Raw genomic sequence first — 5730 nt, 5'->3', positions numbered from 1 at the left:
CAGCACCCCAATCGACCAGCCATCGGAGACGATATGGTGCATGGTGATCAACAGAACATGTTCGTCTTCGGCCTGATGGATAAGCCGGCCGCGGATCAAAGGCCCGCTGGCCAAATCGAAAGCGGCGTCGGTTTCAACTTCGAACAGCCGGTGATACTCTTCTTCCGCATCCTCCTGCTGACGCAGGTCGTGTTCCTGCAGAAGAAAGGGATGGTCCTCCACCGAGCCGATGCGCTGCACCGGCTCTCCATCGATCAGCACAAAGGTAGTGCGCAGAACCTCATGTCGGGCCACGATCCGATCCAGCGATCGGCGAAGTGCAGTAGTGTCGAGGCTGCCTGACAGGCGCAGGCCGAAAGGCAGGTGATACGCCGCGCTTGCCCCTTCCATCTGAGATAGAAACCATAGCCGCTGCTGCGCAAACGAAAGAGGAAGCGACCCATATCTCGTAACTGCTACGACGGGTAGTCGCCTTGCTATACTTCGGACGTCTCTCAGAAGAGGCAAACGAGAATCTGCTGATGAAAGTGATTCTGATGAGGAAGATCTGGCCAAGATGCTAACTCCTCGACATGCATCGTAGTTCCCGCTTCACCCTAACAGAAGGTTCATATCGGTTCAACTCAACAATGATCGGCGCTGCGGTATGAGAAGACAATCTCACAGGAGAAACACTAACGGCGATTTTTTTAGTGCGAAAACTCGTAAAGATAAGAACGGCGATTTCCTCAAAAATGCAAAGCAACAACTGCTACCATACGGCTCGACACATTGCTGGAGCTGATATTTCCAAAGGGAATAGATGAACGATTCGCAGAGACGTGATGTCCATTACAAGCCCCTCTCGCCGCCCCCCGCACGCTTAAAAAAAAGTAAAACATTGAATATTATCGGAATATCGGCTGGCTATCATGATGCGGCATGTTGTTTGATTCGAGATGGTGTACTGATCTCTGCGGCCCAGGAAGAGAGATTTTCTAGAGTCAAAAATGATAAGTCTTTGCCTCGTAGGGCGCTTCGCTATTGCTTGGAAGATGGAGCAATCGCTATTGGTGATATCGACTGCATCGCCTATTACGAGAACCCGACTCTTAAATTAGGGCGACAAATTTGGATGGGTATGCAGCCAAATATCAGCGATCGCCGTATTGATATGATTGCCGGTCGGATGATGAGCCCGACCCCGCAGGCTACCATCCGAAGCAGTTTTGGGTACGATGGTCCAATTGAAATTTTTGAACATCATGCGTCCCATGCAGCGAGTAGCTTTTACCTTTCCGGCTTTGAAGAAGCAGCTATTCTCACCGTAGATGGCGTCGGGGATTGGGCCACGACAACCTATGGCTTTGGGAAAAACGCACAAATCGAGAGATTTGAACAAGTTGATTTTCCACACTCGTTAGGTTTTTTCTATAGCGCTATCACCGCATATCTCGGCTTCGAGGTCAATGAAGGTGAGTATAAAGTGATGGGACTTGCTCCATACGGAAAGCCACTGTATGCAAACAAGCTTCGCAGTCTGATCGATGTTTGGCCGGAAGGACAATATCGTCTCAACATGGACTATTTTGCCTTTCTCACACAAGAGACGATGTTCAGCGAAAAGCTATGTGAGCTAATGGATCATCCCGCACGAGTGCCTGAATCACAGCTCGATCAGTTCCATATGGACGTGGCAAAGAGTGCCCAACTAGTTCTGGAGCAAGTCCTACTCGAAAAAGTAAGTTATCTGCATAGCAGGGTTCCAAGCGAAAATCTCTGTATGGCTGGTGGTGTTGCTCTGAATGTGGTAGCGAACAGCCGCTGCCTACGAGAAGGCCCGTTCAAAAGACTCTTTGTGCAGCCGGCAGCTGGAGACGCCGGAGGGGCTGTGGGGGCCGCAGCAATGGCTTATGTACAGATTGCAGGCAAACGCCTTGAAAAAAACCCACTGCAGCATGTCTACTTAGGTCCTCGAAATCTTCCCTCTGACATTGAGCGACTTTTGAATGCTTCTAATGCCGCTTTTCTCAATTTTAGCGGCAAAGAAAGTGAACTTATTCAATACGCGATTGACCGTGTCCAGGAGGGTAAAGTTATTGCATGGTCTCAAGGACGCATGGAATTCGGACCGAGATCGTTGGGCGCTAGATCGATACTTGCCGACCCACGTGATCCCGAAATGCGCGACCGCATAAACGCCCTCGTAAAAATGAGAGAAGCATTCCGTCCATTTGCTCCTGTGGTACTGGAGTCGCAAGCGCACAAGCATTTCGATCTGGATCATCCATCCCCCTTCATGCTTGAGACCTGTACCGTAATCTCAGATCTCGCTCTTCCGGCTATTACTCATGTGGATGGATCAGCGAGGGTGCAGACGGTTAATCATTCAACTAATCGAAGACTTTCTTTGTTGCTAGAAGAGTTTGATCGCCGCACGGGGTGCCCGATACTCCTGAACACTTCTCTAAATATGCGCGGTGACCCAATCGCTTGTACCCTGTACGACGTGTTGATGTGTTTTGTGCAATCCCAGATCGACATCCTAGTTGTTGAGGACTTCGTCATTGAGCGTGCGGGTATTCCCACTCTATGGTCGCTGGAGGCCCTAAAGTATCAGGCCGCAAAAGCGAAACCGGGCGAATCTATTAGCCATTCTATTTACACATTGCTATAAGCTCTTCTCAAACTATGACACTATCGTTCGAAGATTTACAAAAAGGGTTCGCAAACCGACTGGCTCAACTTGCAAGCACGAGCGATGGAGCAAGGGCTCTCAGCATGTTCAAGCACAGCGGTCTGCTGGTTCAGCGATCAATCGAGGCGAAAGGACGGGGCTCGGCTCTGAAGGAGCTGCTCGGCTGGGAATTACCAGATCAGCCCCTCGATTCCGATCACATCGGAATATGGAGAAGACCAAAAAACAGCGTTGATTTCATGAGAGATATAGATAAAAGACAGGAGTGGAACTACTGGGCGAATACCCCACGCATTGATGGCAAAGCAAAGAGAGGGAAAAAGCGGATAATTTTTCTTGGCGAGTCAGTTGCTAGAGGTTACTGTTATGATCCGCAATTTACTCCTGCGAAGGTGTTAGAGGTGATGTTGCGATCACAATTTGGACCTGACGGAATTGAAGTAGTAGATCTCGCACAACTCGGCATAGGATTTCAAGTGGGCGAGCTAGCTCTTTCAGCCCTTGCGTTGGAGCCGGATGCCGCAATTATATTTTCTGGAAATAATTGGCGACCTGACCAAGTTGGCAGCATGGATATTTCGTGCGCCGATAGTGCGCTAAGACAGCAGAGCATTCCAGCGCTCAAGAAGCTGTTCGAACGCAATCTTTCTGAAAAGACCAGTTTACTGATACAAACAGTGGGATCTGCCTACGAGAAGAAGCAGATCCCTATGCTCTGGGTCATTCCCGAATTCAACCTTCGGGACTGGCGTGATCCAATCAGCAACGCGCCATATCTACCTGCTGATTCGAATAGCAAATGGTCTTTCTGTTGGGAACGCGCAGTCATTTGTTTACAAGAAGGCAATATTTCGGAGGCTGAAGAGCTGGCTAGATCAATGATTGAGCTTGACGGGGGCGTTAGCTCGGCCGGCTTTTACTTGTTGGCAGATTGCAATATGCATCAAAAAAACGACAAGGCCAGCAGAAATTATCTGGAAGCGGCTCGAGATGCAAATATTTGGAGCGGTTCCATGTGCAATTTGTCTCCCCGTCCCTTTTCGATATCGCAACAAATCATGCGCGAAAAAGCAGTTACGTTTGAGAAGAGCGGCATCCTAGATCTGCCCCGATTTTTTGAAGAATATTTGAATGGCGATTTGCCGGACCGTCGGCTGTTCTTAGATTACTGTCACATGACTTCAGAGGCAATTCAAGTGAGTATGGCCGCCGTTGCTTCTCATATAACGAGCGTAATAACTGGCACAAATCTTCCGTGGTCCAATTTCCTGGATCAGGATGCCAAGCCGAATCGCGGAGTGGAAGCAGAAGCAATGTTTTTGGCCGCAGTTCACAATGCGCATAACTGCCAGAACTACGAGCTCATACATCACTACTGCTCAACCGCATTAAAATTAGCCCCGGAACTCAGTGAAGTAATGGTTAAGTTCGCTGAAGTTCAGGCGCGCGGCATTTCAGTTTTTTTATCAACTTCTGGCGAAGAGTTGATTGAAATGCCTTGGCCTTCCGTACAGCGCCATTTGTTTGGTCAACATGAACCGCAGCTCGACCAAAAACTTACAGGCGCAATCACTGCCTCTTTGAGGACGATCGGCATTGATATCTCGATGTCCTTGAACAAAATTAGAAAGGAAGCGCGCAGTATTTCTATCAGGCCCACTAACTTATTGGAGAGCTATTACATTTCATCTGCTGATCAACCACAAGAGACTCAGTGGACCGTACCCGGTACGTCTCCCTATAGACAACAAGACTATTACAGAGCATTTTCAAACAAATCTAGATTCTTTTTTATTGGAGATGCCCTCTGTCCAACAAGTCTTGTACTTACGTTCAGATTGCCTAATTCGCTGTCCGGGATCATCGAAATTCGAGTTAATGAAGAATATCAACATCAAATTCCGGGAGATTGTGAATGGAAAACTTGGGATATCCTTCTTGATCCTAGCGCGATCGGGGAAGGCGTCAATGAATTGACGATACATTGGCCCACGCCAACATATCCGACTTCAGCCGCCCTACACTTAGCCGCGGATGCTATTCAGCAAGGAATGCCACCTCAACTCTATTGCTCGTTCGGTGACATTCACAGTTTTATTGCTGAGTACCAGCCTGGCGTCTAGATTCTTACCTGTGGTCGGTTGTAATTCAGCCGCCAATGTCACTCTGCGTTCAGAAAGCAGCTGCGCTAACAAATTCGAACAAGATTTTCTTGGTTGTAGCGCTTACATTGGATTTGAGCGACCCAAGAAACCAAAAGATGTTGATTCGCAATATGCCCGGCGACAGTCTGCTGAATGTATTAATGGAATGTTAAGCTTGTTTTCGCTGTGCGACTACCGTGATGCATCTATTTCGGGATATCCAAAAGGGATGCGCCAAAAAGTACCCATTGCATATCCGTTCAACGGTATCGTTCACACGTCGTAATTCTCCGTCCCGGAAAGCGACTCCATTCAAAGTCTGCGGCCAATGATGGCTCTGCCGACGCTCGAGGAGGCCTTCTCGCAACTCGCCATGGAGCAGAACACGCAGTCAATTGCAAAACACATAGCTGATCTCATTCATGCATAATCCAAAGCGGACTCTCGCGTTACTACAGCTGCAGCCGATTACTTCCTAAAGCAATTGTGGAAACGTAGCCAGTCCATTCATTTCATCTATCGGGCCATTTCTTCGGGGGCGACTTCGCGATGCCTCAACAGCTTCTCCGAGCGAGAATTAACACCGCCTCATTGACGATCCTCGCAGACAATAGAAATTCCTATGCTCGAGAATTCCACAATATCGACTTCTAAGCAAATGGTTTCAACTCTTCGAACTACTGCTTATGTCGAAGCCTCTAGATATCACAAGAACGGATCTGGAGATGAGGAATGAGAAGGCCCAGCGAGAATTCATCCATCATGCCCTAATACACAATGGTATATTGACTGGCAGGTTCACGGCCCTATATTGCGTGGGCCACTGCGATCATTCGGAACGTCTTTTGCGCAAAGCTTTCGGAACCTAAATCTAAAATGGCCGAACTTCCTGCAATCATATGTGCCAGT

The 5730-nt window shown here is 48.4% G+C and carries 3 protein-coding genes; 2 read left to right on the top strand and 1 reads right to left on the bottom strand.

The window, feature by feature from the left end; genetic code table 11:
• The coding region (locus tag GSQ82_RS24820) for a condensation domain-containing protein (protein WP_216847170.1) at positions 1–507 on the bottom strand (507 nt) is incomplete at its 3' end.
• Positions 508–802: 295 nt separating this feature from the next.
• Between GSQ82_RS24820 and GSQ82_RS24450 the strand changes: the two genes are divergently transcribed.
• Positions 803–2656 (top strand): carbamoyltransferase N-terminal domain-containing protein, encoded by a 1854-nt coding sequence (locus GSQ82_RS24450; RefSeq protein ID WP_158794840.1) that lies wholly within the window; start codon positions 803–805, stop codon positions 2654–2656.
• 104 nt (positions 2657–2760) lie between these two features.
• A complete protein-coding gene (locus GSQ82_RS24445) occupies positions 2761–4800 on the top strand; it encodes a hypothetical protein (RefSeq protein WP_158794839.1) in 2040 nt (679 codons plus the stop codon).
• Positions 4801–5730: the final 930 nt, after the last annotated feature.

Origin of the sequence: Granulicella sp. L60, assembly GCF_009765825.1 — a bacterium.
GTDB lineage: Bacteria > Acidobacteriota > Terriglobia > Terriglobales > Acidobacteriaceae > Edaphobacter.
This window is presented reverse-complemented; position numbering and strand designations above follow the sequence as displayed.

Coding starts and splice junctions, on each gene's coding strand:
- GSQ82_RS24450 (WP_158794840.1), top strand. CDS start 803: ATGAACGATTCGCAGAGACGTGATGTCCATTACAAGCCCCTCTCGCCG.
- GSQ82_RS24445 (WP_158794839.1), top strand. CDS start 2,761: ATGTTCAAGCACAGCGGTCTGCTGGTTCAGCGATCAATCGAGGCGAAA.